20 protein-coding genes are annotated in these 26549 nt (G+C 55.8%); 7 read left to right on the top strand and 13 right to left on the bottom strand.

Annotated features, from left to right (window positions below; genetic code table 11):
* Positions 1-17: 17 nt before the first annotated feature.
* Positions 18-3629, bottom strand: a complete 3612-nt coding sequence (locus BUA44_RS03900) for a S8 family serine peptidase (RefSeq protein WP_178348734.1) — start codon at positions 3627-3629, stop codon at positions 18-20.
* Positions 3630-3761: 132 nt separating this feature from the next.
* Between BUA44_RS03900 and ruvC the strand changes: the two genes are divergently transcribed.
* Genes ruvC through mpaA form a run of 3 tightly spaced genes read left to right on the top strand, consistent with a single transcriptional unit; the run spans position 3762 to position 5734 of the window.
* Positions 3762-4340 (top strand): crossover junction endodeoxyribonuclease RuvC, encoded by a 579-nt coding sequence (ruvC, locus tag BUA44_RS03895; protein ID WP_072808767.1) that lies wholly within the window; start codon positions 3762-3764, stop codon positions 4338-4340.
* On the top strand, positions 4337-5026 hold the full coding sequence (locus BUA44_RS03890) for a M15 family metallopeptidase (protein ID WP_072808765.1): 690 nt from the start codon (positions 4337-4339) through the stop codon (positions 5024-5026). The genes ruvC and BUA44_RS03890 overlap by 4 nt, the downstream gene beginning before the upstream one ends.
* Positions 5027-5032: 6 nt before the next feature.
* Positions 5033-5734 carry a murein tripeptide amidase MpaA gene (gene mpaA, locus BUA44_RS03885; protein WP_255370451.1) on the top strand — a complete coding sequence of 234 codons (702 nt, stop codon included), beginning with the start codon at positions 5033-5035 and terminating at the stop codon, positions 5732-5734.
* On the opposite strand, the gene BUA44_RS03880 is transcribed toward mpaA, so the two are convergent.
* The 11 genes from BUA44_RS03880 to BUA44_RS03830 all read right to left on the bottom strand — a co-directional run bounded on the left by BUA44_RS03880 (position 5731) and on the right by BUA44_RS03830 (position 21118).
* Positions 5731-6543, bottom strand: a complete 813-nt coding sequence (locus tag BUA44_RS03880; protein WP_254794722.1) for a CDP-alcohol phosphatidyltransferase family protein — start codon at positions 6541-6543, stop codon at positions 5731-5733. The genes mpaA and BUA44_RS03880 overlap by 4 nt on opposite strands.
* 169 nt (positions 6544-6712) lie before the next feature.
* Positions 6713-8485, bottom strand: a complete 1773-nt coding sequence (locus BUA44_RS03875) for an ABC transporter substrate-binding protein (RefSeq protein WP_072808761.1) — start codon at positions 8483-8485, stop codon at positions 6713-6715.
* Positions 8486-8620: 135 nt separating this feature from the next.
* Positions 8621-11146 (bottom strand): PQQ-binding-like beta-propeller repeat protein, encoded by a 2526-nt coding sequence (locus tag BUA44_RS03870; protein ID WP_072808759.1) that lies wholly within the window; start codon positions 11144-11146, stop codon positions 8621-8623.
* Positions 11147-11157: 11 nt separating this feature from the next.
* Positions 11158-11868, bottom strand: coding sequence for a response regulator transcription factor (locus BUA44_RS03865; protein ID WP_072808757.1), 711 nt, complete (start codon positions 11866-11868; stop codon positions 11158-11160).
* Between the two features lies 1 nt (position 11869).
* Positions 11870-13909, bottom strand: coding sequence for a sensor histidine kinase (locus tag BUA44_RS03860; RefSeq protein WP_072808755.1), 2040 nt, complete (start codon positions 13907-13909; stop codon positions 11870-11872).
* Positions 13910-14034: 125 nt separating this feature from the next.
* Positions 14035-15216 (bottom strand): LysM peptidoglycan-binding domain-containing protein, encoded by a 1182-nt coding sequence (locus BUA44_RS03855; RefSeq protein WP_072808753.1) that lies wholly within the window; start codon positions 15214-15216, stop codon positions 14035-14037.
* A gap of 48 nt (positions 15217-15264) precedes the next feature.
* Complete coding sequence (locus BUA44_RS03850) at positions 15265-16602, bottom strand: hypothetical protein (RefSeq protein WP_072808751.1); 1338 nt, start codon at positions 16600-16602, stop codon at positions 15265-15267.
* A 19-nt stretch (positions 16603-16621) separates the two neighbouring features.
* Positions 16622-18364 (bottom strand): AAA family ATPase, encoded by a 1743-nt coding sequence (locus BUA44_RS03845; protein ID WP_072808749.1) that lies wholly within the window; start codon positions 18362-18364, stop codon positions 16622-16624.
* Between the two features lie 59 nt (positions 18365-18423).
* Positions 18424-19338 carry a TrmH family RNA methyltransferase gene (locus BUA44_RS03840; RefSeq protein ID WP_072808747.1) on the bottom strand — a complete coding sequence of 305 codons (915 nt, stop codon included), beginning with the start codon at positions 19336-19338 and terminating at the stop codon, positions 18424-18426.
* A 30-nt stretch (positions 19339-19368) separates the two neighbouring features.
* On the bottom strand, positions 19369-19959 hold the full coding sequence (locus BUA44_RS03835; protein WP_255370450.1) for a 5-formyltetrahydrofolate cyclo-ligase: 591 nt from the start codon (positions 19957-19959) through the stop codon (positions 19369-19371).
* Between the two features lies 1 nt (position 19960).
* Positions 19961-21118: a ribonuclease D gene (locus tag BUA44_RS03830; RefSeq protein WP_072808745.1), complete on the bottom strand. Its 1158-nt coding sequence runs from the start codon at positions 21116-21118 to the stop codon at positions 19961-19963.
* Positions 21119-21188: 70 nt separating this feature from the next.
* On the opposite strand from BUA44_RS03830, the gene trpS reads away from it, so the two are divergent.
* From trpS to cysK, 4 genes are all read left to right on the top strand, one after another.
* Positions 21189-22184: a tryptophan--tRNA ligase gene (gene trpS, locus BUA44_RS03825; RefSeq protein ID WP_072808743.1), complete on the top strand. Its 996-nt coding sequence runs from the start codon at positions 21189-21191 to the stop codon at positions 22182-22184.
* 23 nt (positions 22185-22207) lie between these two features.
* Positions 22208-22666, top strand: a complete 459-nt coding sequence (locus BUA44_RS03820; RefSeq protein ID WP_072808740.1) for an RrF2 family transcriptional regulator — start codon at positions 22208-22210, stop codon at positions 22664-22666.
* Positions 22667-23054: 388 nt separating this feature from the next.
* Complete coding sequence (locus tag BUA44_RS03815; RefSeq protein WP_072808738.1) at positions 23055-24341, top strand: O-acetylhomoserine aminocarboxypropyltransferase/cysteine synthase family protein; 1287 nt, start codon at positions 23055-23057, stop codon at positions 24339-24341.
* 171 nt (positions 24342-24512) lie between these two features.
* On the top strand, positions 24513-25445 hold the full coding sequence (gene cysK, locus BUA44_RS03810; RefSeq protein WP_072808735.1) for a cysteine synthase A: 933 nt from the start codon (positions 24513-24515) through the stop codon (positions 25443-25445).
* A gap of 114 nt (positions 25446-25559) precedes the next feature.
* On the opposite strand, the gene BUA44_RS03805 is transcribed toward cysK, so the two are convergent.
* Positions 25560-26408 (bottom strand): undecaprenyl-diphosphate phosphatase, encoded by an 849-nt coding sequence (locus BUA44_RS03805; RefSeq protein ID WP_072808733.1) that lies wholly within the window; start codon positions 26406-26408, stop codon positions 25560-25562.
* Between the last annotated feature and the right edge of the window lie 141 nt (positions 26409-26549).

Here is a 26549-nt window from a genome sequence, read left to right as displayed (position 1 = left end):
ATATTAATTACAAAACACTACTCCACCTTCTTTGTAAATTCGAACGGCATTTTCAGAACCGCCATCGGGTAGACCTTTATTTTCGTAACGCCGAACCCCCAGCCCTGGGAATTGTCGTTGTCACTATGGAGTACGACCGTAAGCAACCTTGAGCGGAATTTCAGCCTTTTCCCGGCAAGCTGATTCTCGACGTAGGTCCCCAATAGGGTCCCGTTCTCGTCAAAGAGTTGGATATCATCCCCGGCACCGACAAGTGTGCGCTCGTCAAACGTGACGTAGGATATGGCGTCATCGCCAAGTGTGTACGAGCAACGGTACGTTGTCTGCGGAGCATAATCATGAACGACGCTACAGAAATTACTCTCCTTAAGGGCAAAATCGCTGACAAGTGTTGCCACCTGTGCGTTGCTGTCCGCATTGTTGTAGTCCTCGAGTCGTCTGCCCATCACGACAACCTGCCACCGACCCGGCTCAGGATTATCCACGTCCACGACCTCGACATTGTTTAGGTGGTCGAAGCACGCCACGTCGAGCCTGTCGCCCGAACCACAGCCGTTGTATGCATCGTGGACATTTCCTTCCAGGATTCTTTCAAACCCCGTTGCTACATCGGAGTGATTTCCACTTGTGTCAATGTATTCCGTCGGCAATGGGTCTATCCTCCAGGGGTAGTGGTATTCACCAGATGGGCTCACCAGATACATATCCAGGTCGTTGACTAGTTTAGATTCCTTAAAGTATTCCGGATTGACAGCCTTGTCCCTTTCACCAGGAGCATCATCCCATACCAAGGTCACCCTGAGTCGGTTTTGCGCACCGTCGACAACAGTCGTCCACCGCTTTTCGAACCCGTTCCCTATCTCGATTTCCCTGAAGTTGGAGAATTCTCGAGTCTTCTTATTGTATCCGGAAATAAGGCCGAGTGCGGCGGCCCCGTCAACCCTCCCCCAGCCCGTCGCAAAGTCCGGGCCGACACCGTGAGGCGTGTAGTGTGGCGCACCATCATGATGAGCCTTCTGCATATCGGCATTTACAGAGAAATGCGCCTGTTCGGAATCCTCCATGTCTATCGCGGTATGGATTAGGAGCGCCTTGACGGTAGAATTTCGCATTGAATGCCTGTGCAGGGAATCCCCTGTAGTGTCGCGGAACTTCTGGTACATTAGGGCGGCGATACCGCTCACGAAGGGAGCCGCAGCTGAAGTGCCACCTTCTATGGGGAAGGTATATCCACAGCGGTTGGAGTCGCAGACTGCAGGAGTAACAATACCGCGAATAAAGCTGAAATCTAAACGCACGTAGTAGGCATTAATGGTGGTATCAAGAGCTGCTAATGGGAAACGCTTGATTGTATAAGCATCGCTAGCAGTCCATACCGCGGGAACATTGATATGCCAAACATTATTATCAAAGTTTTCATTTGGATAGATTAAACGAAGAGAATCCTTGAGAGAATCGGGAGGTGGATAAAATCCAGATTCATGCGTTCCAAAGTGTATATTTCCATAAATATATTCATTGTTATCCCATCCCTCGCCTTTGCGGAAACGGATTTCCATCTCATCCTGCGAAGAAACTAATATAGAATCAAAGTCCCAAAGAGCTGATATACCTAATTGCGTTGTTGTATCACATGTAAATTTATATGCATAGTTTCCGTTTTCAAGCGGTTCAATAGAAGTTATAGCTAGTGCACTCCTCAGCCATTCTGATTTTTCAGGAAACGCATTCGAATCTAGAACAAAATACGGTTCCGCAGAATTTGGCCTATACAATTTCACGTAATCCACATATATTTCAACAGGATGGTTGGCACTAGCAACAATTTGGCTTGTTGCTCCCGGTGCCATTATGTCAGGCTTGATTCGTCCATCCCATGTAGGTCCCATACTAGAGTGATGAAAACGGACTTTTTCTTCACTTGTCATGTTACCTACAGTTATCGCATTCTTTGAATTAGACAAGATTGAGTGATAGGCACGGTGTATACCATATTTGTATGACGGGTATCCTTCATTGTCCCCATTATTGCCAGCAGCATAAACAACCGTTTTGGTTAGCGTATCGCCCTCAACACAATTAGCAACACTTACATTAGATGAAGGATTTATTTTTGTACATTCGCTATTCCAATTTTTAAACACTGCTGCGTCTATAACGTAATCTTCATTTACATATGCAGCTAAAATGCTATCAGTTATATGGGAATGATTAACGACATGGCCAACCTGAACATTAGGAGAGGAATTCGATCCTGCATAATAATGAATCTTAGGGGCAACACCTCTATATTTAAAGCCGCTTGAGTCATTTCCGTTTCCACCAATTATCCCGGCAACACCATAGGCATGAGCGTCATAACCATTCACTTGCCTTGACAGCGCACGTCCATCTAGTCCCCAAAATTCGTCTTTTCTTATTTCCCTTGGTATTAAGGCCATTGATGAATCATACTCGTTGAAATCAGGATGAATATAACCAAATCTGGACTCATACACCCCCACTACAATCCCATCGCCCGTATACTTCACGCCAGAAAGCCAGTCCTTCGTGGCACGATCCATTTGAAGAGCGTGTTGCCATGCAGTGTCGTTGTTCTGCAAGCTGGATATGTTGACGGCATCACGGTCAACGGCGCTGCTAGCCAAGCCCAGTTCGTGCTGCACAGCCAAGCCATCAATATTCCGGCTTTGCGCAAGGCATTGGAGCGAGTCCTTCCTGACTTTCGCGATTAGCAGCCCACGTGCTACACCAATATCGTCGCCTCCACACGCAGCAACTTCTTCAACGCAGGTATTGACAGAAACATCTGGCCAGCAGAATATTTCCATATCAATCCTTGACGAGTCCTCGTACAGGCTGTCTTGATAAAATTCTATTTCGACTGGAGTAGAATCATCTACGGCAACCGTATTGTAGAACCCAGCAACCAGGCTGTCCAGCAGACTCTTCTGCACATCGGTTTCACTACGAAACAGGGCGAGCGTCTTGCCCTGGTGACTGCCGACGGAATGCTTGACGATTCCCCGCTCGGCAAGCAGGTCCCGCTCCTTCGGCGAGATGGGCATATCTTTTATTAACCAGAACCGCCCTGCCGGGACAACCTCGGCAGTATCGCCATTATATCGTTCGACCGTAAAATTGCTCCCACGGTCAGTCCACAGCACAACATCGGATGTATTCTGGTTGCCGCCTAGTGGGTCTGAGCCCCAAAGAATATTGTGCGATGCGTCATAGACCGCCATGAAGTAGTTCGGCTCGTAGACCTCGGCATTATGCTGGTATGACCAGTCGTTAGACGAATCCCAGCCCATCAAAAAACCTTCGCTATAGATGCGGCAATGAATTTCAACGGAATCCCCAGGGAAAAGAAGACCGTGAAGGGAGAACTTGACTACAGTGTATTGCCCCGCCTGCACCACGGATGCCGTTACGGGATTTAGACCGGAGGAAACATCCACTTCAGCCCCAAGCGGAGCCTGAGCAGCATAATAATTGATTTCGGGATTTAGGACAGGCGCAGTTGACGTGTTCGTAAGTCTAAATCGGTAATTGACGAAGTTCCATGCAGTCACGTGGCGGTCGCTTGTCAACAGCACCGAAGGGCTCGACCAGACTAAGCCGAACATCAAAAAAAAGTATATGGCAAAAAAGCGTTTCATGTTTTGTCCGATTACACTCTTCTCCTAAACTATATTTATAAGCCTAAAAAGTCAATCCCCGCGATATAACAACTATTCTATTTATCTATTTTAAAGCGCATGATAATTCTAGGTATCGACCCCGGCTCCATCACGACCGGGTACGCCTTCCTGCAGGCGGGATCCGGGCACACGAAAGTGCTCGAATACGGGGTGTTGCATGCCCCGGCGGGCCGCCCTGTGGAAGACCGTCTGCTCCATATCGTTACGGAACTGGAATCGAGGCTCGATACGTACAAGCCCGACTCGCTTGCCATGGAAGGCGTGTTCTTTGCGAAGAATGCGAAGAGCGCTCTGGTGCTGGGGCATATACGCGGGGCTATCCTGGTAGCCTGCCGCAAGCGCGGGATGACATTCAACGAGTACCCGCCGAAGGTGGTGAAGCAGGCCGTCACGGGTGACGGGAGTGCGGCCAAGGAGCAGGTGGCGAACATGATTTTCGCACGACTCGGGATAGAACCTTCCGACTTGCCGCTTGATGCGAGCGACGCGCTCGCGATTGCGTGGACGCACGCGAACCCGGCCCCGCTCACGGCGGCGCTGGCTCCGCATGCAAAGAGGCCCGCCGGTCGCAAGAAAAAGGCGAGTGTCGCCGACTGGAAGGCACTTGTCGAAAGGATGGGAGGGAAGTTGCCATGAGTTTTACGGATATGGAATCTGCGGATCTTTTGCCTTATGGCCTTGGCTCGCCCGAACTGGTTGAATTCCAGAATGGTTACTTTGTATGCAAAGATATATGCAGTGACCTCGCGCGTCTTGATGCCCTCCTGAAAGAAAACGGATTCAGGCTGCGTCTGGAATCGGCATACCGCCCGTTCGAGAAGCAACTCTCTATCTGGAACCGTAAGGCCCGCGGGGAACTCGCCCTGCTCGATGAATTTGGCAAGCCGATGCAGCGCCCGCAGGACGAGGAAGAACTGATGTACGCTATCCTCACGTGGTCGGCACTGCCGGGCGCGAGCCGCCACCACCTGGGTACGGATATCGACGTGGTAGACGGTAATGCCTGCCCCGAGGGTTACGAGGTACAGCTCACGCCCGACGAATGCACGGGAATGTTCGCCAAGTTCCACAAGTTCCTGGACGCGCGCTTTGCTGCAAACGAGGCCTTTGGGTTCAGCCGAGTGTTCGTGCCCGGCCGCGGGAAGATTAAGCCCGAAGGCTGGCACATTGCGCACCTGCCCACGTCGCGCCGCCTGCTGGATAACTTCTCGCTCGATACCCTGCGCAAGATTTACGAGGCTACGGATATCGCCTGCAAGCGCGTCATTCTCGCGCGTCTCGATTCCCTCGCAGAAGACTTCATTTACCCTTACTTTATCTAGACTCTCATGGCCTGCATGGAATTCACTCCGGAACATCGCGGCATTGTCCGCCTCGAAGCCCGCGAATACGGCCGCTCCGTACTGGGGGCCCCGCTCCATTACTACCCGTGCCGTAGCGCCTGCAGGCTTCTCGTATTCGCCGCGATTCACGGCGAGGAACCCGAAACGACGTTCCTGCTGAGCCGCTGCCTGCGCGCCTTCGACACGAACTTCGAGCACATGGCCTTCGTGCTGTGCGCGAACCCCGACGGTGCCACTCTCGGGACCCGCGGGAACGCGAACGGGGTGGACCTGAACCGCAACTTCGCGACTTCGAACTGGAACCCGGCCCACGTGCAGTCGCGCTCTATCCTGGAATCCGCCCGAGATACGCTTTTAAGCCCGGGGAAGGCCCCCGGCAGCGAGCCCGAGACGCAGGCGCTTGTCGCCCTCATAGAGTCGCTGAAGCCGGAGTCCGTAATTGCGATGCATTCCCCCATCGGGTGCATCGACGCCCCCGCACGCACGCCCCTCGTGGAGCGGTTGCATGGAACCCTGAACCTCCCGTGGAAACCCGATATCGGTTACCCCACTCCGGGCAGTTTCGGGACATGGTGCAGCGAACACCGGGTTGAATGCATAACGCTAGAGCTCCCGCGCCTGGCGCCGGAGCTCCTGTTTGAACGTTACGGTGAATCTTTCGCGCGATTCCTCGCGGCGCAAGACTAGTTCTCGGCCTTCGCGGCCTTTGCTTCCTCGATAATGTTCTTGCGCTGGATAAGCCCGACGGCAAGGCCGATGGTCATGTAGCAGGCGACGAGCACGAGCAGGAACTCGAGGATAATCATCTTCTCTGTGATGAACAAGAAACCGCAGACGTAGGTAATCACGATAAGCACTGCCTGGAAGATGTTGAAAGCCTTGTTCTTGCGGGGCTGCAACTTGGGGAGGAACAGCGGGGCGACCATCAGGAGGCCCGTGACAAACAGGACTGCGACAGGCAGATAGAGGGCGGAACTGTCGGCATTCTGGAACAGGCCCACGTTCTTGAGGAACACGATGAGGATGGAGTTGATGGCACCGACGAACGTGGTGGGGACTCCGGAGAAGTGGTGGTGGTAGCTATCGCTATCGCAGGCGTTGTACTTGGCGAGGCGCATGGCGGCACAGAGTACGTAAACGGAGAACGCGATGACCATCAGGGGGATGTTCGCCTCGAAGAATGTGGGGGCAAGGTTCTTGTAGGCAAAGAGGATGCAGAAGGCGGGTGCGAGGCCGAACGCGATAAGGTCGGCGAGGCTGTCGAACTGCGCTCCGAATTCCGAACTCGCGTTCACGAGGCGTGCGGCAAAACCGTCGAGCTTGTCGAGCAGGACGCACAGGATAATGAAGTAGGCGCCCATGAGAATCGGGTCGGCGGTGGCGAATGCCCCGGTGGTCCAGCAGATAGAAAATACACCCAGAAGGAAATTTAAGCTCGTAAACAGGTTCGGCAAAATAAAGCGAGTCTTACCCACGATAGTCTCCTTAGTTTTCACTACATGTTAAAGATATAAAAATATTCTCTATAGCGTTAGTGCTAGAAAGGGGCTCGCTTGCAAGTGTGCGACGAGATGCGTAATTGTGCGATGAAAAGCAAGTAAAAGCAGGCCTGGAATAAAAAAAAGAGGCTAGAAACTAGCCTCTGTATTTAAATGTCTGCGCTGTCTACTTGACCGGCTGAATTTCCCACAGTGCCTTCACGCCTGCGGCGACAATCAGGTGCTGCGGCGGTGCGTAGGGGTTCTCTTCGGTGGGGAAGTTTGTCCAGTGCTTGGTGGAGAACTGGTAGTACTGCGTGGGGCGGTACATGACCGGGAGAACCGGTATGGTTTCCATGAAGATCTTGTTCAGTTCGCGGTATGCCTTCTTGAGTTCATCCTCGGAGGCAATCGTCGGGATTTTCGCGAGCAGCTTGTTCGCCTCGTCGTTTTTGTAGCGTCCCTGGTTCGAGAATGCGTCCTCGCCGACGGGCTTCAGGGCGACGTTCCCCATCACCTGGTCAAAGCGCGTCCACGGGGTGGCTGCGGAGAGTTCCGCGGTCTGCGTCTTCATGGCGAGGTCGAACGTGCACTGGCGCAGGTCCTTGTCCCATACGCTGTAGTCCACGAAGTTCTGTTCGGCAGTGACACCGATTTCGCCGAAGGATTCCGCGACGACCTTGATGACGTCTTCCCAGTCAGTCCAGCCCTGCGGGCATTCGAGGCTGATGGGGCGTACAGGCTTGCCGTGCTTGTCCACGAGCTTGCCTTCGGTATCCCAGGTGTAGCCTGCGGCGGTAAGGATTTCCTTCGCTTTCTCGATGTTGTAGGAATAACCGAACTTGTCGGCATCTTCCTTGTTGAAGAAGCGCGCCTCGGGGCCGAACGGCAGTATGAAGCCTGCCTGGATTGCCGGCGTGTAGTTCGATATGGCGCGGGACTTGATCTTCTCGAAGTTCACTGCGTGGGCGAGGGCCTGGCGGAATGCCGGGTCGTTGAACGGCTCGACCTGGTGGTTGATGATGAGCGTCGTGATGGAACCCGGAAGGTGATAGGGTTCCTCGCGGCTCCAGGCGCGGATGTTATCCTTCGCCTTGTTCCAGATCTGCGGCAGGAAGATGGAGGACACGTCGAGGTGGCCCTTCGTCATCGCGCTGTTGAAGTGGTTGTTGCCGTTGTAGAGCGAATGGATAATATACTTGGGCGCAGGCGCCTTGCCGCCGTGGTTCACGTTGCCCCAGTAGCTGTCGTTGCGCTCGAGCACAATCTTGTCGGGCGAGAACGTCTTGAGGTTGTACGGGCCCGAGACGACCGGCGAATTGTCGTTCTTGAATTCCACGACCTTGCCGAAGTTGTAGGCCTTGCCCTCCTTCGCGCCCTCGATAATCGGTTCAAAGACCGACTTCGGAAGGATGGACGTTTCGGCAATAGCGTTCAGGATTATGAGCGGGTTCTTGTTCTTCTTGTTGAAGAGGAACGTGATGTTGTTGCTATTGTCTGCCGTGACGGAGGTGAGATATTCCCAGTTGCCGTGACGCGGCGTGGGGAGAATGGAATCGATATGGAACGAGTAGATGACGTCGTCGACGGTAACGGGGGTGCCGTTGTTCCACTTGGCATTCTTGTCGAGGTGAACCACGATGCTGGAATCCGTCCTCGTGAAGGAATCGGCGAGCATCGGTTCGAGCTTGTCGGTAATCTGGTTGTAGGTGACGAGCGTCTCGTACATCAGGCGGACGTTTCCGTCGATGGGGAAGTTCGGGTCGTAGTCCAGCGGGTTGAACGTCGTGGGCGGGGCCCAGTCGAAACCGCCGATATACAGTGTCTCTGCGCGCGGGTATTCGGAGTTTTCTGCGACGGATTTATCGGCTGATTCCTTTTCGCAGGCCACGAATACGCCCGCCAGGATTACCAGCGAGCCGGCCACGGCTTTATGCATTATTTTGACAAAATCGCTCATAATATTAAAATCTAGTGAGAATGTTAGAAAATTGCTACTAAAATTTCTTTACAGTAGTTCCAAAGTGGAATAAATTGCCCCATTTTTGCAAATATCTCCAATTATTTACAAAAAGTGATGGCCGTCACGCGATTTTTACAGCGAGAAACCGTAGAGGAGGCGCTTTGAAGATGCGCTGTAGAGGGTCTTGTTCATGACGAACGGGGTACCCGCTCCGCCGGGGGTATTGAACTTGTGGACCACGCTCCCGTCTTTCAGGGAGACCGCGATGACCTCGTTCCCCTGGTCTATCCAGGCGAGGTTCCCCTCTATGTAGGGCTTGCCGAAGATGGAGTTCTTGCCCTGGAATTTCCAGAGGGGCGTTCCCGACGAGGAATACAGGAGGAAACTCTGGTCGGCGAGGCCGACGAGGATGTTTCTAGAGTCATGGTCGCGCGTGACCTGGAGCGAGAGTACCGTGGATTCCAGCAGGATTTGCGCCGGATCCTTCGTGATGTCGCCAGCGCTGTAGAGATAGAGGCGGTTGTTGTCGGTCGCGAACACGATGGTGGTATCGGCCTTCACGACTTGCGATACGCTTCCCGGGAGTCGCGGGCTGAACTCGTTCGCCTGCCCCGAGTTGTCGCCGATGTACTTGATTTCGCCTTCGAGGCTTGCCGCGTAGATGGTGGATTCGTGCGGGGTGAAGATGAAAGGCGACGAGTAGATTTTGCGCGACCAGGCGAGCCTGTTTTCGGAGCGGGTCACCTTGAGCAGGAATCCGTTCCAGGTGGCGATGTAGATGGCGCTTGGCGTCTGCTGGATGCTGAACGCCTTTCCGGGAAGCTGCAGCGTCTGCGGGGTGGCGTCGTGGTCGAGGTCGTAGATGTAGAGCGCAAATCCCGAGGCGATGGCGAGCGTGTTCTCGTCGCTGTTCATTACGGGGCTGTCGGTCATGCGCGGGAGGTTCCTGGCCCAGCGCTGCTCGCCGTTGTCGGCGTTGATGCAGATGAGTTTCTCTGCGGCGGGGTCGATGGTGTAGATGTTCTTCTTGTGGCCGAAGAACTGCGGGTAACGCGTCTTGGGCGTGATGTTCAAAAGGCTCACGAACTTCGCGCCGATTGCCTTGCTGTAACGCCCGAGGATGATGCTGCTCGTGTGCGAGGTACTTACGGAAAGCCTTACCGCCTCGGACCATGCCTTCTGGCGGTCCTTCTCGCTACCCTTGGTGGATTCGAGCAGGAGCGCCCTGTAGAGCCATGCCTCCGCGTTTCCGGGTTCCAGTTTCAGGAGCGAATCGAGCAGGGGGGCAATCTCGTCCCATGCGCCCGCCTCGGCCATGGCGGCGGCCTTGAGCGTAAGCAGGTCGGACTGCAGGGCTTTTTTGCCGTAATAGTGCGGCGCGATGCTCATGAGGTGCGTGTCGTCGAATACGAGGAATATGCCGTTCTCGGTATGGATGGGGGCCGCCGTGATGGGGCGCGCGAAATTGAAATGCCAGAGCGGGTGTAGCAGCGTGTCGACCGCAATCAGGTCGCCCTCGTTGGAGAACAGCCCGAGCGTCCCGAGCGCGAGAGGGTATATGAAACTTGCATCGCTTCGGATGGTGTTCTTGACCATGCCGCTCGCCTTGTCGATAAGCGTGATTCTGCCGGATGCCTCGAGCACGACGATTCCCTTGTTGAAGGGAATCACGACTTCGGCGTTGCTGAACAGCACGCGCCACAGCGGGGAGGAACTTGCCCTGGGCTGGTAGCAGAAGAGGTAGTTGCCCGAAAGCAGGTAGATGAAGTTGTCGTCGGTAATGACGTTCTTGATGGCGTCGAACTGCGAGAGCGCGAAGGATTCGCTGCCGTCGGCGCTCGAGACGAAATGGAGCGCGTTGTCGGTGCAGTTGAGGACATAGTGCCCGGTGGGTTCAAAGAAGTCTTCTACGTGGCAGCCGTTGAACGTTTCCTTTACCTGGGCGATGATTCCCTTCTTGTTCAGCAGGGAGAGCGTGTGGCCGTTCTGTGCGGCGGCGTAGTCGCCCTTCGAGAAGAATTCCTTAGTGGCGACGACGGGATATTTCTTGGACGGGTACTTGGTGTTGTGGGGCTTGTAGAGCAGGCTGTCCTTGTCGACATTCTGGTACCAGATTCCGAAATCGTCAATCTTCAGAATGTCGGAGCGTGCGGGAATACCCGTACGGATGTCGATGATGGTATCGGCGAGCACCTTCTTGATGTTCCCGTTCTGGAGCAGCAGGTAGGTGGCCTCGTTCTTGAAGACCTTCGCGATGGGGGAACGCAGCGTGAACTTGTTCTTGATGAGCACGTCGTTCGTATTGCTGGTGGCGGCCTCGCGTTCCGATAGCCAGTAGGCGCGGTCCGTGTCGCGGGTGGTGTTCAGGCTCTGCTGGTAGTAGAAATTCGCCGAGTTCCTGTTGCTTGCGAGTTCCTTGATTTTCCCGAGGTAGAAGAAGGCGTTCTCGCGGTCTTCCTTGTCGCCCTGCGTGCTGACCTTCTCGAGCAGGCGGATTGCTTCGGCGGTTTCGCCCTTCATCTCGAAATCGTATATGGCTTCCTGTATGAGGGCGTTCATCTTTTCGGCAAAGGCACTCGCGCTGCAAATGCAGAATACCGCAAGGAAGGCGATAAACGCCTTTCTCTTTGCGATGCGTGTGTCTTGCCGGGTGAACATCTGCTGTACCTTTATGCGTCGAACTTGTAGCCCGCGCCGCGGATGGAGACGATGATTTTCGGGTTCGTCTGGTCGTCCTCGAGTTTCTTGCGCAGGTTCACGATGTGGTTGTCGATGGTGCGCGTCGAGGGCATGTTGTCGGGAGTGTAGCCCCAGATATCGGTGAGCAGGTCTTCGCGGAGAACGACCTCGCCGCGGTGCTGCCAGAAGTACTTGAGAATCTGGAACTCGCGGGCGGACATCTCGAGCGGCTCGCCTCCCTTGGTGGCTTCGTACTTCTTGAAATCCAGGTGGATGTCGGCAAAGTCGATGGAATCCTGCGCCTGCGGGGCGGGCGCCTCTTGCGGGGCGGCGACTTCGGTGCGTCGCAGGAACGCCTTCACGCGGGCGAGCAGTTCGAGTATGGAGAAGGGCTTGGTTACGTAGTCGTCGGCGCCCATTTCAAGGCCTGCGACCTTGCTCGTTTCTTCGGTTTTTGCGGTAAGCATGATGATGAAGCATTCCGGGTGCTTCTTGCGTATGATGCGGCAGACCTCGAACCCGCTTTTCTTGGGAATCATCAGGTCGAGAATGACGAGGTGTGGCAGGAACGAGTCCGCCTTCGCGACGGCCTCTTCGCCGTCGGCGGCGGTCTCGACAATGTAGTTTTCGAGCTCGAAGTTATCCTGGAGCCCGAGCCGGATGATTTCTTCGTCTTCAACGATGAGTATCTTGTGTTGCATATCAGTCCACCTTCTTGAATCTGACAGTAAATGTAGAACCCTTGCCCAGTTTGCTCGATAGCGAGATGGTTGCCTTGTGCGTTTCGGCGACCCTCTTCACGATGGCAAGCCCGAGTCCGGAACCCTTTGTACTGCGGGTCATTTCGTCACCGACCCTGTAGAAATCGTTAAATATATTCTTTTGTTCAGATGAATCGATGCCGACTCCCGTGTCGGCGACAGAAAATACGGCCCGGTCTTCTTCGTTATAGACGCTGATGGTGATTTCGCCGGGAGCGTTCGTGTACTTGATGGCGTTCTCGATGAGGTTCTGGGCGAGGCTGTAGAGTGCGGTGTAGTCGCCCATCACGTAGGCGCCGGGTTCAAACTTTGTATGGAACTCGAGCCCCTTCTCGACCCCGATATCCTCGACGGCCTCGAACACCTTCTTCGCGCATACCGAGAAGTCGAGACGTTCCCACTTGAACGCACCCGTGCCGTGCTCCATGCGGGTGTAGTTGAGGATTGCCCCGATGAGGTTCTCGAGGCGGGTAGCCTCCTTGCCGATAAGCCCGGAGTATTCCTGGACCTTCTCGACCTTGGTGACGCGCCCGCGGGCCATCATCTCGGCGAACATCTTGATGGAGGTGAGCGGCGTCTTGAGTTCGTGCGATACGCTCGAAAGGAAGTTCGCCTTCATGGCAAGCAGCTTGTGTTCTTGAATGATGAAGCGCAGCATGAAGAACGAACCGAACACGACCGTGATGAGCGAGAACAGCAACAGGCCGTACATCAGGTACATGCGCTGGCGCGATTCCCTGCGGATTTCCTTCATGTCTTTTTCGTAGAGCGAAAATTCCCAGTCGAACGCTCCCGAAATGCGCGTCTGCGATATCACGCCCGAACTGTCGGGGATGGCGCCCGCGAGCAGGGAATCCTTCTCGTCGATAATGGAGAAGGGAACGTTCTTCCAGCGCTGCGATACGTTCTTGACCCTTTCGATAAGCCGCGCGCGGAACGCTTCGGTGTCAATCTTTGCAATTACAATCTGGTTGCCCGAAAGGAAGGGGTAGCCCATCTTGAACAAGGTAACATCGTCCCTGCTCCGGTAGAGGATTCCGTCCTTCGACATGAAGTCGTTGCTCAGGAGGTCTTCGAAGTTCTTGCGGTACTTGGAAAGGATTTCCATGTAGCCCAGCTGGCGGTTGAAGTTCGCACGCAGGTTCCAGAACGATTCGCGTTTCTCCTGGGAGAGGTCCTCGAATGAAAGTATTTGCGAGAAGGCCGTCTCGAAGAAGAACTTTGCCGAAGGGATGTCCTCGATGCTTTCGCTCTGCAGGAACTGGTTCAGCACGGAAAGGCTGTAGTCCTCGGCTTCGGCGTGCTTCTTCTGCTTGACGAGAATTTCGAAGTGCAGCAGGTTCACCGAGCGGGTGAGGTCTGCATGCAGGTAGCCTTGCAGGTGCGGGTTGTTCTCGAGGACCTTCAGCCACTTCAGCGCCTCGTCGTAGTTCTTTTCCTTGTAGCAGAGACGCACGATTCCGAGGATGTTCAGCACTTGCTCGTTCTTGGTGGTAAAGAGCGAGTTTGTCTTGATGAGCCTGTGGAGCAGGACCTCCTTGCTGCCTGAGTCCTGTTCCGCTTCGAAAAGCCTCTGCTCGTTCGGACTTGCGACTACGGACGAAAAATCGTGAGTCGGGTAGAAGTGTTTGGACGATATATCTGGATAGACGAGTTTGCCGTTGTTGTAGAGGAATATGGCCTCGATGCCCGCGACGTCCTTGAACGAGGCCGCGTTGCCGAATTCGAGCAGGCTGCGCGGTTGTTCGTACAGGAACAGCGATGCAGCCTTCGTTTCCTGGTAGATTTTTTCCTGTTCCTTCTCGATGGCATCCTCGATGTCTTTCTCGAGAGCGGCCTGGTTCTCGTCGAAGTTCTTTTGCGCGAGGAACATCTCGTTCTGGATGTTCCGGAACCCGAGGAACGACAGGATTGCCGTGGGCAAAATGATGCCGCCCACGAACACGAGAATGAGTATCAGGTTTCCTTTCGAGAAGTGCATCGCCACCCCGCTTTATAGGGGTAGGCTCGCCGAGATACTTGGGAATAGAAGTACCAGGACGCAACTTGCCATGAGCAGCATCGAGAGCGAGAGGGCAAGACCTGCCGTGATGAGGAGAGCCTTTGTCACTTGGCTATGTTCGCCTTGTGGGTCACGGAGACCCTGTGGCCGGTTTCGATGCGGCGGTTGTTGGAATAGGCTTCGCGGACAAGCACTGCCGCTTCGTTTTGCGATGCGCGTGCAATTATGCCCCTGCCGAGCAGGCGCGGCGGGATGGAGGCGTCGGACTTGTCGGCTTCCCAGATGGCGATGGCGTCGCCCGTACCGTAACCCTGTTCGGCGCCCTTGTCGATAAGCACGTAGGAATAGCTGCCGATGATGAGCATCGGGTCCATCGCGTAGCGGATCTGCGCCATGGAATCGATGTTGGACTCGGGAACGTCGCCATAGCCGGTAACGTTGATGGGGCTTATCGGCTGCTTGAGGCGGGCCTTCGACTGGTTAATCTTGATTTCGCGGAAGCTCTGCATGATCATCGCGCGAGAAAGCGTGTCACCGATGGCGACAATCTTTGCAACGCCCGAAAGCTTGAGGAGCGCGAACTTCTCGAAACCGCCACTGCGGGCCGGCACTTCAATCTTCTTCGCGTCGAGAATTTCTACGAGGTCACCCTTCTTGAGATTCGGGTAGGTCTTCTTGCCGATGCCCACGACCACTTCCATTTCGGGAATGTGCAGGATGGGTTCCTTCTTTTCGCCGGAACGGATGGAGATAAAGCTGCTGTCGTTCTTCAGGGAATCGAGCGTGTAGATTTCAGGGGCGAGAATCTGGTAGTAGCCGTTGAAAATCTTCGGCTCGGGGCGCTTCTTGTAGTAGTAGGAATCCGCTTCCTGTTTCTTTTTCTTCTGCTTCTTGTCCTTGTCGCGGAGGTTGCCGAGCATGTTCTCGAATTCGCCGTTGCGTTCGTCGTTCTCGTCGCAGCCGACGCTCTGGATCTGGTAGCCCTTGCCCTTCGGGAGGTTAGAATCGGCTACAGCCGCCTTGCAGGGGTATTTCTTCTTGTCGGCCGGGATCTGCATTACCGGTTCTTCGCGTACGCTGTCGCCCAGGTAGATGGAATCGCCGGGATAAATCCAGTGGGGGTCCTGGATGTGCCTGTTGTTTTCCCAGAGGTCGGGCCAGGCGAACGGGTCGTGCAGGTATTCGTCGCTCAGGTCCCAGAGGGTGTCGCCTTCCTTGACCACGTAGGCGGAAACGACCAGGGCCGAAAGTCCGAGGGTGATTGTCGCACACTTGAAGAAATTCATAGAAAACCTTGTAACCCTTTGAATGAAAACGAGTTAACTGCTTATAATTTAATCTTTTCTTGCCCTGGGAGTACTCTTTTTTTGCACAAAATGGGGTATATCGGCCTGATTTTTGCCCGAAATGCGCTCCTGGGGGCGCTTGACGGAGCGTTTTTGGCCGTTCTGGGCCGCAAATCCGCCCAAAAGACCCGCCCGGTCGGGCACGAACAGCATGAGCAGCTCGAACTTGCCGCTGCCCGGTTCCAGGTAGAGCGGGATGTTCTTGCGGAGCATGTAGCCCTCGGCTCGGAACCGCTTGATTTGCTTTGCGGCGTTCTCGAGGTCGGTCACCTGCAACAGGATGCGTTCGGGGCGCGAGGCGGCGATGGCCTGCACGAGGTCGCTCGTGATGGGTTCTGCCTCGGGTTCGTTGAGATAGAATGTCCACTTGCCCTCGTTGTCGCGCTGTCCGAAGAACTTTTCGAGGAAGGCGCGGTCCAGGTGGCTGCGGTGGAAACGCATGTTGTTGCCTGCAAGGCTGCGCGCGTTCATCTTTGCGGATTCCATCGCGGTCTCGCGACAGTCGAGGGATTCGACCTGCTCGAAGTCCTGGGCGAGGCTTGCGGAAACGTAGCCCGATGCGCTGTAGAACTCGAAGAAGCGGTCGCCTTTCGCGGGGTGGACTGCGTCCTTGATACGGAGGGGGAGTTCCAGCCACGCGTCCTTCATTCTGGGGGCCCAGTCCAGCACGTGCATGGAAAGGCCCGTGCCCGCGATGGGCATGAACGCGCTCCCGAACGCGGCCTTCACGTCGACGCGCGTGTTCTGCAGGAGGGCGGGGTCAAACAGGTGGTTCGGCGTGCACTGCACCTGGTGGCAGCTGATGACCTGCGGGCAGTTGTGCTGCAAAAATTCGATAAACGACTTTATCTCGTGGCCGGAATTGCGCCCGTGGATGTTCGCCTGCACGAGGAGCGCGTAGCGTCCGTCGCCGGTGGCCCTGAACCAGATTTGGCGCAGAGCCTTCTTGAGCGTGTGCAGGTGGTCCTTGTGCAGCTGGTCGAAAACGTTCTTCACTACTGCGGGTGCATCTATGTCGCGTGCGGGGGCGTCGAGCACGAGCGATTCGTGGTTGTTCACGAGCTTGTTCAGTATGCGCCAGTCGCAGTGGTCGTTCGCGGGTTCCTTGGTAAACCAAGCCTGGAACTTTCCGGGAATGCGGTTGTCTTCGGCCCATGCCGTAAGCTGCCGTTTGATTTCTTCGAACGGAAGGACCCTGCGTACGGGGGTAGCCTTCTTCGCTGCAGAGTCCTTTTCGGGGACGGACTTTGCGGGAGCGCTGTGGAACCTGCCTGCGACAAGCTTCTTGGGAGCGCGAGTGGAGTATTTCTTTTGTCTGTCGAACATTTGCTAGAACTCTTTGTAACTATACGAGGAACCGCGGGTAAATCCACGAGCATTCGCGTGAGAGCATCTTCGGGAATTTGCGGAACGAGCCGTTTATCTGGAACAGGTTCAGGCCGCCTTCCACCGGTGAAAGCGATATGACGCTGTCGGCGCGGGATTCGAGATACGGGTACTCGTCGTTATTGCATGCGGTAACGACTGCACACCCGGTAAGCGCGATGATGGTATCGACCATCTGCATCAGAATCTGGTGCGGCGAGCCGGTGAGTCGCATGGACTTCGGGTTGTGGAGCACGGCGGATATCGGGTCGATGACCACCACGCGGTAGTCGTGATTCTCGAGTTTCTTGGCGCCCTCGATTCTCTTTGCGATAAGCTGTGCGGTTTCGAGCGGGGAGAGAGCCGTACCGCGCAGGTTCAGGAAGCCGAACTTCGGGGTGCTCGCGTTGAGCCCGCGCTTGTTGCCGAGCAGGTGCAGGCGGTTCAGGAATACGGACTTCGTGAGTTCGAAGTTGATGAACAGCACGTCGTTGGAAGAAGTGGAATTGCCGAACCAGTCCTCGCCGTAGCAGATGGAAAGCGCCATGTCCATGAGGGCGAGCGACTTTCCGCTCTTGGGCGGAGCCTGGAACAGGAAGAATTCGCCTGCGCGCAGCATGTTCTCGATAATGCTTGCGTCCTTTTTCGGCGGTTCCTCGCTGTCGCTGGCAAGTTCGATAAGCGGCTTGCCGTCGAGGGAGTACTCGACCCATTCCTTCCATTCCTTGAAGTTCTTCGCGCCCTGTTCGGTGCCGATGAGGTATTGCTGCTTGCCACCACGGAGCACGCCCGGCATGCGGGCCATCATGGTGGGGCTCCTGTTGGAGGCGTCCACCTTGAATCCCTGGGAGTCGAGCGTCTTGAACAGGAAGTCAATGCGCTCGTCGTATTCCTCGCGGTCGTTCGCGCCAATTTTTACCCACGCCTGCACGGAGTTTGCGCCTGTGTTCACGAGGGCGGCGCACGGGAGGTTCAATGCCTTGTAGTAGGCGAGCTGCTTGGCTAAGGACATCTTCGGGTTGTCGATGACGGCGTAGCGGTAGCGCCAGCTTTCGTCGCCGGCGTCGGCCCCGCCCTTGGTCGCGTTCACGCAGATGAGCGCGCCTTCCTGGCTGTCGAGGCTCTTCATTATCTTCTTGATGGCGTCGTCGCGGCCCACGATGTTCGACACGAGTTCCGACGTCGCGTTCGGCGTGTCTGAAATCTTGAACTCGATGGTCTCGTCGGTCTCGAAGGCGATGTCCAGGAGCTTCGCGAGGTCCTTGCGCCAGTCGGCTGCAGGCCACGGGATGGAAAGCGCTTCGGGGTCGATCTTGAAGTTCTGCAACAGTTCCATGGACTGCGTGTCGAGGCCGAGCGCAAGCATCTGCTCCATCGAAATCATGCCGGTAGAAAGCGGCGATATTATCGCGGGTTTTACCGGGGCTGCCATGGCGGCAGGTTCCGCCTGCGCAGCGGCAGCGGGTGCTGCGGGTGCGGCAGGGGTTTCTTCGCGTTCGGAGGAACGCTTCTCGGAGGAGAAAGCGCGGCGGAGGATCTGTTCAACTTCGTCCGGAGAAAGCCCTTCGTCGCGGGCCTTTCCGCCAAGCTGGAAACTCGCGTCCATGAAGGTCCAGCCCTCTTCCTTGGCGGCTTCGCCCACCTTGAAGAGTTCGCCCTTCAGTTCGTTCGGGCTGTACTTCGTCTTGAGGAACGTGTTGATGATTTTTCTTGCGCTTTCCATAAGAGACCTCTGTGCTGTCTATGGTTTCAAGATAATTTTTTGCCGGCGGCGCGTTGGCCCTATGCCTTGATGCGGAGTCTCGCGAATTCGTATAGCCCGAGCGAGAGGGCCACGGACGCGTTGTAGGAATGGGCCTCGGGCATCATCGGGATGCGGAGGATGGCGTCGCATTGCTTTTTCACGAACGGCGGGAGGCCTACGTCTTCGCCGCCGACGGCGATAACGACCTGGTCTGCGAACTTGTAGTCGGCGAGGTTTGTTTCGGTATCGGCGTCAAGGCCTACGACCTGGTAGCCGGCCATCTTGAGTTCACCGATGGCGGCCTCGAGGTTGTCGGGCCTGCATACGCGCATCTTCTCGAGCGCGCCGGCAGACGTGCGGGCGACGCTCGGGGTAATCCCGCACATTCCCTTCGCGGGTATCAGGAACAGGTCGACCCCGAGGGCGAGGCAACTGCGGATGCATGCCCCGAGGTTGCGCGGGTCCTCGATGTTTGTCGCGACTGCGATGAGTTTCTTCTCGCCCTTTTCCTTTGCGGCGAACAGTTCCTCGCGCACGTCGAGCCAGCCGAGAAGTTCCTTCTCGTTCATGAGGGCGACTACACCCTGGTTCGGGCGCGCGTAGCTGTCAAGGATTTTACCGTCGACCTGCTGCACGTGAACGTGCGCCTTCTTTGCGAGTTTCTGCAGTTCGTAGAGTTTCGGGTTTCCGGACTGGTGCATGAAGAGCACGCGGTGGACCTTCAGTGGTTCCTTGGTAAGCACGTCGGTGACTTCCTTGATGCCGCCGACCGCGACCTGGGGCTTGGCGTCGGCATCGCCCATGGCGGTGACGACTTTTTCTGCAGGCGGACGCCTGTCGAAACTTTTCTCGCCACGGTTGTCGAACCTCTTTTCGAACCGGCGCTCGTATCCGAATTCTTGCCTGCGGTCGCTGCTGAAACCGCGACGGTTGCCGTCATTGTTGAAACCCATTGAAATGCTCCGTTTTGTTGTGTTTGCTTTTTAGTACCGTTCCTTGCAGGCGATAATCACGTCCATCCGGATGTCGGTTTCCTTTTGCGGGAGGGGCTCCTGCGATATCTGTGCCGGGGTGGCGATGCCCGCCTTGTATGACTTGGGGTACTTGGCGAGAAACCTGTCGTAGTAGCCCTTGCCGTGCCCTACGCGGCATCCGTCCCAGTTGAACTTTGTGCCCGGAACGAGGAATATGGGGATTTCGCCTTCGAATTTTTCGAGCCCTTCGCGCGGTTCCATGATTCCGAAGTGTCCTTTCGCGAGGTCCTTGCGCAGGCTATTTACCTTGTAGAAATTCATGATGCCTTCTCCCTCGCATCGCGGGAGAAGGAGCCTGCCCTCGAGCGCGAGTTCCTCGAGGATGGGCATGATGTTTGCCTCGCCCTTGAGCGGGTAGAACGCGGCGATGTTCCTTGAGTTCCTGTAACCGGGAATTTCGTGAATCTCCGTCCACGGGTCCCTGATGATGTCTTCGCCCCGTTTTTCGCGACGCTTCTTGAGCACGAGTTCCACAATCTGGCTGCTCCCGAATACGAGCATCACGAGGATGATTGCGACAAAGGCGGTGACCATGTTCATGCTAGTCCTCGCCGATACGTTTTGCAGAAGGGAGCTTTTCGCGGAGGATTCCGTTCCAGATTTTCTTTTGCCATTCCATCAGGTGCGCCTCGTTGTAGCGTACTTCCCAGGGCATGTCGCCGGGAGCGGCGAGCCAGATGAGTTGCCCCTTGTTGGCAAGGAGGGACGGGTCAAGTTTGAGTTTTGCGGCTTCCTCGTCGCGCCATATCTTGAGGGCGGCGAGAAGTTCCGAGTGCGGGATGACCGGCGGGGGAGGCGCCTTGGGCAGGCGTTCGGGCCATTCGCTTTCCGGAGTGGCGACTGCGCTCTCGAGCATCGCCTTGAACGAATCAAGACGTTCGTCCCTGAAGTTGCGGGGCAGCTTGGGCAGGTTCTCGATCTTGATTTCGGGATAGTGAGCGTTCATTGCCCGCACGATGGCGAGCATGAGTTCTGCGGGCATTACCTTGTAGGGCGGGCGGTCCATGGCTTCGGCCTGGGTCTCGCGCCATTCCCAGAGATGCTTGAGAATATTCAGGCTGCAGGGGTTGAAGAGGCTTGAACCGGTGAGTCTCCACTGCTCGCGGGTCCTTTCGCTCGGCATCTTTGCGTGCTCGATTAGGGCGTTGCACTGCTCCATGAGCCAGCCCATGCGCCCGGCCGCAATCAGCTTTTCTGAAAGGATGGCGCACAGTTCGTGCAGGTAGAACGTGTCGTGGATGGCGTATTCGCACATTTCGAGCGGCAGGGGCCTTATGGTCCAGTCGGCGCGCTGGTTTTCTTTCTTCAGTTCGTCGCCGAAGTTCTCGCGCACGAGGTCGGCTAGTCCGAGATGCTGCGCTCCCAGGAACTTTGCGGCAAGCATCGTGTCGAAGATGCTCTTGGGGGAGTACTGGTAGGCTTGCCAGAGCAGGCGGAGGTCGTAGTCCGCACCGTGGAAAATGACGGTCTGCATCGCCTTCGTGGAAAACAGGGGAGAAATGTCGACTCCGCAGAGAGGGTCCACGATATAGTGGTGTTCGCCGATGGTAATCTGGATGAGGCAGAGCCTTGCATGGTAATGGTGCATGGAATCGGCCTCGGTATCGACGGCCGCCATATCGTAGAGTTCGAGGTCCGCAACAAGGTTTGCAAGACTTTCTTCGTTATCTACAAGTATGTATTTTTCGTTCTGCATCATTTTCTATAAATTTAAATAAATAACACGTATAGATTTTGGCCGTCCTGCAAATCTTGCTATATTTGCGCTCATGAAAAAGATTTCCCTTACGGGCATCAAGCCCACCGGCACGCCGCATTTAGGCAACTACCTGGGCGCCATCCGCCCCGCTCTTGAACTTTCCAAGACCTACGATACGGTCTACTTTATCGCCGACTACCACGCCCTTACCACCGTGCAGAACGGTGCCGAGATGCGCGCGAACATCTACAAGATTGCGGCGACGTGGCTTGCGCTGGGACTCAACCCCGAAGAGGGCCTGTTCTACAAGCAGAGCGACATTCCCGAAATATTCGAACTCAGCTGGGCACTCAGTTGCTTTACGCCGAAGGGATTTATGAACCGCGCCCACGCCTACAAGGACAAGGTCGCGAAGAACGAAGCCGCCGGCGAGGACCCGGATGCGAACGTGAACATGGGCCTCTACTGCTACCCGTGCCTGATGGATGCAGACATCCTGATGTTCAGCGCTGACATCGTGCCCGTGGGCAAGGACCAGAAACAACACGTGGAATTCGCCCGCGATATCGCCATCAAGTTCAACAAGCATTTTGGGCAGGACGTGTTCACCATTCCTGAACCGGTGTTCCAGGAAACGACCGGCATCATCCCGGGTCTCGATGGCCGCAAGATGAGCAAGTCTTACGACAACGTTATCGACATCTTCCTCGAGAGCAAGGCCCTCAAGAAGAAGATTGGCAAGATTGTGACGAACTCCCAGGGCATCGAGGAACCGAAGGATCCCGATACCTGCAACGTGTTTAAGTTGTACAAACTCTTCGCGACTCCGGAACAGACCGAGGCTCTCGCTGCCCGCTACCGCGCCGGTGGCATGGGCTGGGGACATGCGAAGCAGGAACTCCAGAACGTTCTCGAAGAACACTTGGGTGCTGCCCGCGAAAAGTACTTCTACCTGCTGAACCACACCGAGGAAATCGACAAGATTCTCGCGTATGGCAAGGAGAAGGCCCGCGTGAAGTCCAAGGCCATGATGGAGAAGGTCCGTAGCCTGCTTGGCACGTACTAGGAAGTTCGGCTCGAGATAAAGACATGCGTATTTCTACTAAAGGCAGATATGCTCTTCGCGTGATGATCGACCTTGCCCAGCACGACAAGGACGAGTACGTGAAGTTGCAGGAACTGGCCGAGAAGGAAGGCTTGTCGGAAAAGTATCTCGAAGGCATCTTGGGTGCGCTGGTGCGAGGCAAGTTGCTGGCGGGTGCCCGCGGAAAGGCGGGCGGTTACAAGCTTGACTGCGACCCTGCGGAATGTAGCGTGTGGCAAATCCTTTCGCTTGTAGAAACGTCCGTCGCGCCGGTCGCGTGCCTGGATGACGAAAAGAATTCTTGCGACCGCGCCGATATTTGCGCAACGCTCCCGGTATGGAAAGAGCTCAGTTCCCTTATCAAGAATTACCTGGATAGCGTCAAGCTCGACCAGTTCCTGCGCAATACTCCCGAAGCCAAGGGGAAGGTGCCTGCAGGAAAGTCCTGGAACTGCGGACTGTAGGCTAAGCCAAGTATTTAAGGAGGGTGCAACCCTCCTTTTTTTATGTTCACCTCCTTTGTCTTATAAACAGTTATAGGTAAAATCTATTAGTAAGAAAAATGTAAGCAAAATTCTTATATGCCGGCTTATTTTCCTATTGAAAAGGTGGGGAAATGGTTCTAATTTACTCTCCGTCGGGCGGAAATGCCGCCCAGAAACTTTAAAACCTAGAAACAGCAAGGCGATAGAGTCGCGAAGGCAGGATAGCTTATGAAATATCGAATGTGTACCCTAAGTGAGGCTCGCGGAGCTTAAATCCGCCAGGCTGGGCCCCGGCTTGAAATAAAGGGGCACTATTTAACAAGCATCCCGCACGGGGATGGCAAAACAGAAAAAAGGAATTTTATACATGACTACTCAGAACAAGCTCCACTTCGAAACTCTTCAGCTCCATGTTGGCCAGGAACAGGCAGACCCCGCAACCGATTCCCGCGCAGTCCCTATATACCAGACCACCTCCTACGTTTTCCATAACGCTCAGCACGCCTCTGACCGTTTCCACCTGAAGGATGCGGGCAACATTTACGGCCGCCTCACCAACACCACTCAGGATGTCTTTGAAAAGCGCATCGCTGCCCTCGAAGGCGGTATCGCTGGCCTTGCCGTCGCTTCTGGCGCAGCAGCCCTCACTTACGCCATCACGGCTCTCGCCCGCAAGGGTGACCACGTGGTTGCCCAGCGCACCATTTACGGCGGTACCTACAACCTCCTGGAACATACGCTCCGTCCGTTCGGCATCGAGACGACCTTCGTGAATACCCGCGACCTGAAGGAAGTCGAATCTTCCATCAAGGAAAACACGAAGCTCGTGCTCATCGAGACGCTCGGCAACCCGCATTCCGATATCCCGGATATCGAGGCGATTTCTGAAATTGCCCACAAGCGGGGGATTCCGGTGCTCATCGACAATACCTTCGGTACGCCTTATTTGATTCGCCCGCTGGAACATGGCGCCGACATCGTGATCCATTCTGCCACGAAGTTCATCGGCGGTCACGGCACGACTCTCGGCGGTGTCATCGTTGACGGTGGCAAGTTCGACTGGGCTGCCAGCGGCAAGTTCCCGCAGTTTACCGAGACGAACCCTAGCTACGGCGTGCCTTTCACGGCCGCTGCCGGCGCCGCTGCCTACATCGTCTACATCCGCGCCATTCTCCTGCGTGACGAAGGTGCCGCGATTTCTCCGTTCAATGCGTTCCTTCTGTTGCAGGGCACGGAAACGCTTTCGCTCCGCCTCGACCGCCACGTGGAAAACACCAAGAAGGTTCTCGAGTTCCTCGTGAAGCACCCGAAGGTCGCGAAAGTCAACCACCCGAGCTTTGCCGACCATCCGGACCACAAGCTCTACGAACGCTACTTCCCGAACGGTGGCGGCTCCATCTTCACGTTCGACGTGAAGGGTGGCCAGGCCGAAGCGTTCAAGTTCATCGACAGCCTCAAGATTTTCAGCCTGCTCGCGAACGTCGCCGACGTGAAGAGCCTGGTGGTGCACCCCTACACGACGACTCACTCCGAGCTCACTCCGGAAGAACTCGCCGCCGCGGGCATCAGCCCCGCCACAATCCGCCTCTCCATCGGTACGGAACACTACGAGGACATCATCAACGACCTCGACCAGGCACTGAACGCCATCTAAGGAATTATAGTATGTACGGACTTTACCTTAATTCTGTTCGATGTTAGCCCTGGTAGTAGGCTTTTCATTCGGGCCGTCGACCGCGGCTTAACATCAACAAAATTTTAAACAAGATCCCCGCTCTGATGGCTACGCGCACTAGCGGGGATCACAAAAAAAAGGAATTTCAAAATGTCTAAGATTTACACCTCCGCCGACCAGCTTGTTGGTCACACCCCCCTCCTCGAACTCACTCACGTCGAAGCCTCGAACAATCTCGAAGCAAAGATCTTGGCTAAGCTCGAATACTTCAACCCCGCAGGTTCCGTGAAGGACCGTATCGCCAAAGCGATGCTCGACGACGCCGAGAAGAGCGGTAAGCTCAAGGCCGGTTCCGTCATCATCGAGCCGACTTCGGGCAACACCGGCATCGGCCTTGCTTCTGTCGCCGCCGCCCGCGGTTACCGCATCATCATCGTGATGCCCGAGACCATGAGCGTGGAACGTCGCCAGCTGATGAAGGCCTACGGTGCCGAACTCGTGCTGACCGAAGGCGCGAAGGGCATGAAGGGCGCCATCGCGAAGGCCGACGAACTCGCGAAGGAAATCCCGAACAGCTTCATTCCGGGCCAGTTCGTGAACCCGGCCAACCCGGCCGCCCACAGGGCCACTACCGGTCCCGAAATCTGGGAAGACACCGACGGTAAGGTGGACATCTTCGTGGCGGGCGTGGGTACTGGCGGTACCGTGACCGGCGTGGGCGAATTCCTCAAGAGCAAGAACCCGAACGTGAAGGTCGTGGCTGTGGAACCGGCCAGCTCTCCGGTGCTCAGCAAGGGCGTCGCGGGCTCCCACAAGATCCAGGGTATTGGCGCGGGCTTCGTTCCCGATACGCTCAACACCAAGGTCTACGACGAAATCATCGCTGTCGAGAACGAGGCTGCCTTCGAAGCCGGCCGCGAAATCGGCAAGAAGGAAGGCGTGCTCGTGGGTATCTCTTCCGGTGCGGCTCTCTGGGCTGCAAAGGAACTCGCGAAGCGTCCCGAAAACAAGGGCAAGACGATTGTCGCGCTTCTCCCGGATACCGGCGATCGCTACCTCTCTACGGCTCTGTTCGCGGAATAATCTTTCCATCAATTAGACATAGTGAAACGGTGTCGCGCCTGCGGCACCGTTTTTTTTAAGCGTGTTGGGGAGGGGCTTAGGAAGGATCCTCCGTACCGATGGGCGGCTAAATTACTACAGGAAGATCAGCCCGAGGATACCTACGGCCCAGACGTACCAGGCGAAGTGCTGGAACTTGCCCTTCTGCACGAAGTTCATGAGCCACTTGAGGGCGATAATCCCGAAGATAAACGACACGACCATACCCACGAGGAGTTCGGGGGTAAAGCTGCCCGCATCCTTGCAGGCGAGCGCCTTTTCGGGGCTCTCGAGGGCCATCTGCGCGACTTTTTCTGCGCTCTGGCACTTGGCCCACTTGATGCAGTCGAGGAGGGCCGCGCCACCGACGGCGGGGATACTCATGAGGAAGCTGAATTCGCCCGCGTATTTGCGGTTCACGCCCATGAACATCATGGCGCTGATGGTCGAACCGCTGCGGCTGATGCCCGGGATGCAGGCGATGCCCTGCACGACGCCGGTCACGAGCGCTCGCCACCAGTTCATCTTGACGCCTTCATTTTCCGGATGCTTGGCGCCTGTCGGCCCCCACTGCGAGGTGAACAGGAGCAGGCCCGTGAAGAGTTCGGCGACGCATACGGCGCGCGGATTTTCGAAGAGCCCCTCGAGGACATCCTTGAACCCGAGGCCAATCATTGCGGTAGGGATGCTGGCCAGGATAATGTAGCCCGCTTCGCGCAGCTGGTCGCGGTCGCGGTGCAGGCAACCCACGATAATGTTCACGATTTTCTTGTGGAATACCACGAAGATGGAAAGCAGCGTGCCTGCGTGGAGCATGATGTCGAAGAACATGCCCGCTTCGTTCATGCCTAAAAGTTCGTGCCCGAGTACGAGATGGCCCGAGCTGGAAATGGGGAGGAATTCGGCGAGGCCCTGCAAGAGGCCGAGGATGATGGATTCGAACATAGTAAGGTAAATGTAGTTTTTAGACGGTAGGTAAAAGACGATAGACGATAGAATCTTAGTCTTTTTTTATTGCGTGAAGCGCCATTTTTCCTCTTTCCTCTTTCGTCTGTAAGACCGAAGGCACGTTCTCTCGTCTAATAT

Source organism: Fibrobacter sp. UWR3 (assembly GCF_900143055.1).
Classification (GTDB): Bacteria; Fibrobacterota; Fibrobacteria; order Fibrobacterales; family Fibrobacteraceae; genus Fibrobacter.
This window is presented reverse-complemented; position numbering and strand designations above follow the sequence as displayed.